The following is a 6,128-nucleotide window of genomic DNA, read 5'->3' on the forward strand; positions in this document are numbered from 1 at the left end:
TAGCAACCCTGCGGGAAGCTAGCTACAGCGTCGGGAGTATGTCACGCAGCCTGCGACTTCATGGGCTCCGAGCAGGCCAAAATGAACTGAATGAACTGGTCGATCTCCAGCAGAATGTGTTCCGCCTCGGCCAGAGAGGTCGGTACGGTTGCCAGCACCTGGGCATCTACTTCTGCAGCCTGCCCCGCTTCTCGCAAGAGGTTCATCGAGTTATGGCTGAGCAGGAGCTCCAGCTCGTTCAGGGTTACCATGGCCAGCTGCTCCTCGGCTTGATGGAGCTTATTTTGCAAAGTCTGAACTTGTTCGGTTTGCACCTTCAGCCTAGCTTCCGCCTGCTCAGCGCGAGATACAGCCAGTTGTGCAGCTTGCTGGGCCTCATCCCGCTGAGCTTTCAGGAAGGCCATCTCTTGCTCCAATTGGGCCAATCGCTCCTGCAGGCTGTAAATGTGCTGATCCCGGTCTCCCAAAGCTCGCTCCAGCTCGCGATTTCGAGCCTCCATCTGCTGACAAGCTTCGTTCGCTTGGGCCAGCTGTTCCGCCAAGTTTGCCATTTCCTCTTCCATGTTGGTGAGCCGACTCAAGCGTTCCAAAACCTGAGCATTTTCGGCTTCCAGTTTCTCAATCAGCGCTTGAGCGCTCAACAGTTCTGCTTTGGTAGAGTCCAGCTCGCCGCAGACTTGGTCGTAGTTGGCGATTAGCTCGCCAAGCCGGGCCTCTTTGGCTTGCAGTTCTTCTCGTAAGGAGTTCATCCAGCGGTCGCTCTGCTTAAGCTGCTCTTGCAAAATCGGCTTGAGCGGAAAGAGTCGTTTGATGTAGCGCTGTAGGCGGCTGTGGGACTGATCCAATTTGGCGAAGGCTTCATTGAGAGAGAGATAAGCCTCGCAGAGTTTCGTGTAGCGCCGAGCCACAGAATCAGGATGATCCATAGGGTTATAGAGTCCAGGTGGGGGTGCCGTGTCTATTTTATGCTGTTCATTCTATTGGCCAAGCCTGGAGAAGGAGGCATTTGATACAACAACTGGGGGCTTAATTTTACTTTAATATCCAGTGCCTCGATCTCTCTTGCGAGCCAAGGCCAAAGAGTCTGCCCAAATCCAGCTTCAGACATTGCCCACGGGCCATACGGAGACTAGAGCTTCTCCCCCAAGGCAATCATTCTCTTGACCGCAAAATGTTTATCTACACATTTAGTGTCTACAAGAGGATGCCCGCGAGTCCTAACGCTAGATACGCTGCAAAAGCAGGGCTCTTCATGGCTCAGACCGGCTGGGCATTGGGGATCCCTAGCTTCTCCAAATAGGCGGCTGCCCGCAGCAGTTTGGCTTCTTGATAGGGGGCGGCCACCAGTTGTACGCCAAAGGGCAGGGATCCGCTCTCGCGCAACGGCACTGAAAGCACCGGCAGGCCGATAAACGAGAGGGGCTGAGTGTAGAGGCCGAGGTTGGGCCGAGTGAGAACCTCTACCCCATCGATCACCATCTTCTCTTGGCCGAGCAAGGGGGCAAAGCAGGGGGTGGTGGGGGCGATGAACAGATCGATCTCCTGAAAAATGGCCTGCACCTGCTGGCGATACCAGCGGCGAAAGCGCTGCGCCTGCAAGATCCAACTGGCAGGCAACAGGGCTCCGGCCAAAAAGCGATCCCGGGTGGCCGGGTCAAAGTCGTGGGGGCGAGTTCGCAGGTTGGGCAAGTGCAGGTTGGCTCCCTCAGCAGCCGTGATCAGGAAGGCGGCGGCACGGGCGCGCTGGGCTTCCGGGATCCGCACAGTCTGGCCGACCCCCAAGGCTTGGGCCACCTTTTCTACCCCGGCCAAGATGGGGGGCTCTGCCCCTCGGGCAAAGTAATCATCCGCCACCGCGATGCGCAAGCCCTCGATCCCCTGCCCCAATTGCCCAAAGGTGGGATCTACAGGACGCCGGGTACAGACGGGATCTTGGGGATCCGGCCCTTGCATAACATCGAAGCTGAGGGCAATATCGGCCACCGAACGGGCCAAGGGGCCCACGTGGTCGAAGCTGGCGGCAAACAGAGCCACCCCTGCCCGCGACAGACGGCCATAGGTGGGCTTGAGGCCGTAGACGCCACACAAAGAGGCCGGTACCCGAATCGAGCCGTTGGTGTCGCTGCCCAGGGCAAGGGGCACCAAACCTCCTGCCACCGCTGCTGCCGAGCCGCCGGAGGATCCCCCCGCACTGCGGCTGAGATCGTGGGGGTTGTGGGTGGGGCCGTAGTGGCTGTTTTCGGTGACGAAGCCGTAGGCGTACTCGTCCATATTGAGGGTGCCCACCAAGATTGCCCCTGCCTGCTTGAGACGAGCCACCACTGTTGCATCTTGGATGGCCGGGGGATTCTCGCGGTTGATCGCCGAGCCAGCCAGGGTGGTGAGGCCGGCCACGTCAAATAAGTTCTTGACGGCAAAAGGCACCCCTGCCAACGGGCCTACAGGGATCCCTTGAGCCACCTGTCGATCCACCTGCTCCGCCGCTTGTAAGGCCGATTCCTCCAAGACAGCTGTAAAGGCATTGAGCTGGGGATCCCGCCGGCGAATCCGCTCCAGACAGGCGGCCACCACCGCTTGGGCACTCACGGATCCCTGGCGGACAGCCCTGGCAATAGAGACCGCGTCAGCGCTGCCGAGAAGGTGGGGATCCCCGGTCATGGCTGAGGGTCAAAGGTGGGATCTGGCTCAACTATCGGCGGCAACGGGAACTCCAGCACCTGTTGAGCAATGGGCAGAAAGCGGGCAAAATTTTCGATCACCCCTGCTCGGTGTTCAGGATGCAGGGGCAGTTGCAGCAGTTGGGCCATTTGATCGACGTAGGTTTCGGGATCCCAGGGCTGCATGGTTCTAGGGTCAGCAGGCCGGTTGCGGCAAAGATACCACAAGCTCGCCTGCGAACACCACCAGGCAGCCTCCAACAACAAGACCGTCGTTGGCTAGGGAGCGGCCATCTGCACAGCGTTGCCCTGCAGCGACCAGAGACGCTCGTTGGGCAAGACAGGACGGGTTATCGCCTGCCGTTCCAGCTCATTCAAAGCAACGCGACGGCTATGTGCAGAGCGATTGGAAGCAGCGCTGGCTTGCAGGCGTTTGCGGAACAGACGCAACTGCTGCTGCTCTGCTTCGGGAGAAACATGCTGGGCAAAGAGGGGATGCAAGACCTTCTCTTCCTGCTCAAACTGGGCCCGCAGTTTCCGATAGAAGTGAAGGGCAGCAGAAGGATCCACCTGCTGCGGGGTGCGCTCTGATTGGTGCAAAAAGCGCGTCAGCTCTGGAATCTGATCCCGCAGATGTTGCTCCAGCCGCTCAGTTTGGGCGCTGAGGTGGGGATCCGCCTGGAGAGCCGACCTGAGCAGGGGGTAGAGAACATGGCGCTCCAGTTGAATGTGGCGGGAGAGGCGCTGCCGCAACCTTTGTACACAGAGGCGTCGCTGCTCCAGATCCAACTCCGGCGCTCGAGACAGGCGAGTCAAAAACTGCAGGATGACGCGGTGCTGTTCAGCACAAAGGGCAACCAGCGTACCGGCAGAGGTTGCTCGCGTCAGCGGGAGGGACTCCTCAGAAGACATGGCAGTTGACAGCAGAGAAGTTTCATCTCAGCTTAACTTTGTCAAGAAATGATGGCCTGCGTAAGGGTACGGGAATAGCGCAGGTGTCTTGGATACACTCGGGCAGCAATCCTGGGAAAAGTTGTCCAGATCTGAACTCCGGCAACGCCACTCTCTAGGCTTGCACAGGCCAGCGGCGTTTCCAAGCAGAAGTGGGCTCCAAAGGGGATCCCTGCTGTTCCCGTTGGCGTTGCAGACGGATTTGCGCTCTATCTCCTTTCAAGGTGGGATCCCGGTAGGGCACGGCAGCGCGAGTTTTCAGGTGCTCCCACTCCATGGGCGAAAGGGGCGGCAGGTGATCGGGTTGGGGCGAGGCCACTGTCCCCGGCCAAGGACGACCTACCGGGGGGGTAGAGCCGATGAAAAGCCCTGCTTCCAACAGAGCCGCTCGCACCGCCGCTGCACAGGAATAGGTGGCCAAAATCCCGCTGGGGCGCATCCGTTCGGCCACGGCCCGCAAGAAATCCACCGTCCACAGCTCTGGGCAAACCGAAGGGGAGAAGGGATCCAAAAACACCGCATCTGCCCACCCCAGCGGCACCTGCATTAGAGTTTGGCGGGCATCGCCCCACAGCAAGGTTCCGCGCCAGCGCTGCGATTGCCAGGATCCCTGCTCGATGAGGCGTTGCCACTCCTGCCCAAAGCTCCAGGTGGATCCCACCCCCGCCTGCCAAGCCTGGCGAGGCACTTCCGGGGATCGCTCCAGGCCGATTACCTCCACAAGACAATCGGGCCGGATTTGCCAAATGGTTTCTAGGGCAAGGCCGGAGTTGTAGCCCAGGCCAAAGCAAATATCCAAAAGGCAAATGGGCTGGGCGGGATCCCGCTCCAAAGGCAGCCGATCCAGCCGGCAAGGGCGGACAAACTTCTCCAGAGCCTCCTGAGCGGCACCACTGACGTTGTGAAAAGCCTGTCCAAACTCTTCCGAGAAAAAGGTCAGGGATCCATCCCCTGTGGTCAGCACCTGCCACCGAGTCTCCATTGCCTGCTGTTGTCTCTATTTTCAGTCGGGCGATTCTTTGATAGCTTGAGAACGTTGAGATGTGTTTCGCAGCTCACCGGCAGGGCTCTCAACATCCCTGGCCAGAAAAGGTGTTTCAACGGCTATGTCTTTACTGGATTGGTTTGCGGAACGGCGCAGACAAACCTCTCTAAACCTGACAGGTAGCAGCCCCTTCGACAAAGAGCGTCAGGTAAGAGAGATTGCCGACGGCCTCTGGCAAAAGTGTCCTGCCTGTGACACCCTGACCTACACCAAGGATCTGCAGCAAAACTGGCAAGTTTGCCCCAGCTGTGGGCATCACCACCGCATTACAGCCCCAGAGCGTCTGGAACAGCTTTTGGATCCCGGATCCTGGCAGCCCCTGGACGAACACCTGGCTCCCACGGATCCCCTGCACTTTTTCGACCAAAAGCCCTACTCCGAGCGCTTGGCCACCTACCAGGAGCGCACCCAGCTCAAGGATGCCGTCCTGACAGGGTTGGGAAGCCTGGAAGGGATCCCGGTGGCGATTGGAGTGATGGACTTTCGCTTCATGGGCGGCAGCATGGGCTCGGTGGTAGGCGAGAAGATCGCCCGCCTCACGGAACGGGCCACCTGCGATCACCTGCCCTTGATCCTCTTTTCGGCTTCGGGGGGGGCCCGCATGCAGGAAGGGATCCTCAGCCTGATGCAGATGGCCAAGACCTCAGCCGCCCTACAAAGGCACCGCGACGCCAGACAATTGTTCATCTCCGTGCTCACCCATCCCACCTATGGCGGGGTAACTGCCAGCTTTGCCATGCTGGGAGATTTGATCCTGGCCGAGCCGGGCGCGCAGGTGGGGTTTGCCGGGCCCAACGTAATCGAGCAAACCATTGGCAAGGGCAAGCTGCCAGAAGGCTTCCAAACCGCCGAATATTTGCTGGCCCAAGGGCTCATCGACGCGATTGTGCCCCGCACCGAGTTGCGCAAGCGCCTGGCCCAGTTGCTCTCCATGCACCGCCCCCGTTTGCATGTGTCCCTTCCTTCAATCAGCTCAGAGGCTTTAACCCTGCAGCCCATGCTGTAGGTAGATCTGGCTGGAACCTGAGATGGGTGGCCGAGGCGGGATCCCTTCCCTGCGGGGGATGGAGTTCCTGCTAAGCTCTGGGGCGGCTCTTACTTCATGGGTTTACACGGCTTCCCTCTGGCTTGTTGGGAGAGGAGCTGGGGGCGAGAGGGCAGATGTTTTTGGAGGGAGCCGCGCTGTCCCTGGGGATCTTCACAAGATTTCCTGGTGGGCGGTAGCGGATGGTGTTAAGGTGGGGCATGAGGTCTTCACCGGAAACGATGGATTTCAAGCTGCGCATCCGTACTGCTGAGACTCCACAAGGGCAAAAACTGGCGATTGTGCCGCTGGAGGGTCGTCTTGATGCCAAGGCCGCCTCAGAAGTTCGGCAATTGCTCCAGCAGGTTTTAGATTTCGGTTATCCCAATATGTTGATCGACATGTCATCGGTCACTTTTATGGACAGCTCTGGGCTGGGGGTGTTGATCTC

At 59.2% G+C, this 6,128-nt stretch carries 7 protein-coding genes; 2 read left to right on the plus strand and 5 right to left on the minus strand.

The features are described from left to right. Positions 1–41: 41 nt before the first annotated feature. The 5 genes from NW818_RS12110 to NW818_RS12130 form a co-directional block, all read right to left on the minus strand. Positions 42–908, minus strand: a complete 867-nt coding sequence (locus tag NW818_RS12110) for a hypothetical protein (RefSeq protein ID WP_414424692.1) — start codon at positions 906–908, stop codon at positions 42–44. A 349-nt stretch (positions 909–1,257) separates the two neighbouring features. Further along, positions 1,258–2,658, minus strand: coding sequence for an AtzE family amidohydrolase (locus NW818_RS12115; RefSeq protein ID WP_414407310.1), 1,401 nt, complete (start codon positions 2,656–2,658; stop codon positions 1,258–1,260). Continuing rightward, positions 2,655–2,843: a DUF4089 domain-containing protein gene (locus NW818_RS12120; protein WP_011430915.1), complete on the minus strand. Its 189-nt coding sequence runs from the start codon at positions 2,841–2,843 to the stop codon at positions 2,655–2,657. Before NW818_RS12120 ends, NW818_RS12115 begins: the two co-directional genes overlap by 4 nt. A gap of 93 nt (positions 2,844–2,936) precedes the next feature. Next, positions 2,937–3,569 carry a hemerythrin domain-containing protein gene (locus tag NW818_RS12125; protein WP_414424693.1) on the minus strand — a complete coding sequence of 211 codons (633 nt, stop codon included), beginning with the start codon at positions 3,567–3,569 and terminating at the stop codon, positions 2,937–2,939. A gap of 154 nt (positions 3,570–3,723) precedes the next feature. Beyond that, positions 3,724–4,590, minus strand: coding sequence for a tRNA (5-methylaminomethyl-2-thiouridine)(34)-methyltransferase MnmD (locus NW818_RS12130; protein WP_414424694.1), 867 nt, complete (start codon positions 4,588–4,590; stop codon positions 3,724–3,726). Between the two features lie 124 nt (positions 4,591–4,714). On the opposite strand from NW818_RS12130, the gene accD reads away from it, so the two are divergent. Then, positions 4,715–5,659, plus strand: coding sequence for an acetyl-CoA carboxylase, carboxyltransferase subunit beta (gene accD, locus NW818_RS12135; RefSeq protein WP_414407308.1), 945 nt, complete (start codon positions 4,715–4,717; stop codon positions 5,657–5,659). Positions 5,660–5,898: 239 nt separating this feature from the next. After that, the coding region (locus tag NW818_RS12140) for an STAS domain-containing protein (RefSeq protein ID WP_414424695.1) at positions 5,899–6,128 on the plus strand (230 nt) is incomplete at its 3' end.

This window comes from Synechococcus sp. R6-5 (assembly GCF_047461775.1).
GTDB lineage: Bacteria > Cyanobacteriota > Cyanobacteriia > Thermostichales > Thermostichaceae > Thermostichus.

Coding starts and splice junctions, on each gene's coding strand:
- NW818_RS12120 (WP_011430915.1), bottom strand. CDS start 2,843: ATGCAGCCCTGGGATCCCGAAACCTACGTCGATCAAATGGCCCAACTG.
- NW818_RS12130 (WP_414424694.1), bottom strand. CDS start 4,590: ATGGAGACTCGGTGGCAGGTGCTGACCACAGGGGATGGATCCCTGACC.
- accD (WP_414407308.1), top strand. CDS start 4,715: ATGTCTTTACTGGATTGGTTTGCGGAACGGCGCAGACAAACCTCTCTA.
- NW818_RS12115 (WP_414407310.1), bottom strand. CDS start 2,658: ATGACCGGGGATCCCCACCTTCTCGGCAGCGCTGACGCGGTCTCTATT.
- NW818_RS12125 (WP_414424693.1), bottom strand. CDS start 3,569: ATGTCTTCTGAGGAGTCCCTCCCGCTGACGCGAGCAACCTCTGCCGGT.